Below are 419 nucleotides of genomic sequence, written 5' to 3'. Positions count from 1 at the left end.
GTGAAGTGATTAACTATGCTGATTCCGTCAAAATTAAGTCGTCCGGTTCGACTCGACCATACCGTGGTTCGTGAGCGCCTGCTGGCTAAACTTTCCGGCGCGAACAACTTCCGGCTGGCGCTGATCACAAGTCCTGCGGGCTACGGAAAGACCACGCTCATTTCCCAGTGGGCGGCAGGCAAAAACGATATCGGCTGGTACTCGCTGGATGAAGGTGATAACCAGCAAGAGCGTTTCGCCAGCTATCTCATTGCCGCCGTGCAACAGGCAACCAACGGTCACTGCGCGATATGTGAGACGATGGCGCAAAAACGGCAATATGCCAGCCTGACGTCACTCTTCGCCCAGCTTTTCATTGAGCTGGCGGAATGGCATAGCCCACTTTATCTGGTCATCGATGACTATCATCTGATCACTAA

General features: G+C 53.2%; 1 protein-coding gene. It reads left to right on the top strand.

What is annotated here, in order from left to right; genetic code table 11:
• Positions 1 to 15: 15 nt before the first annotated feature.
• Positions 16 to 419 (top strand): hypothetical protein (locus C1J01_RS48735; protein ID WP_220040514.1); only part of this gene is annotated, 404 nt, incomplete at its 3' end.

This window comes from Nonomuraea aridisoli (assembly GCF_003236395.1).
GTDB classification, from domain to species: domain Bacteria; phylum Actinomycetota; class Actinomycetes; order Streptosporangiales; family Streptosporangiaceae; genus Nonomuraea; species Nonomuraea aridisoli.
This window is presented reverse-complemented; position numbering and strand designations above follow the sequence as displayed.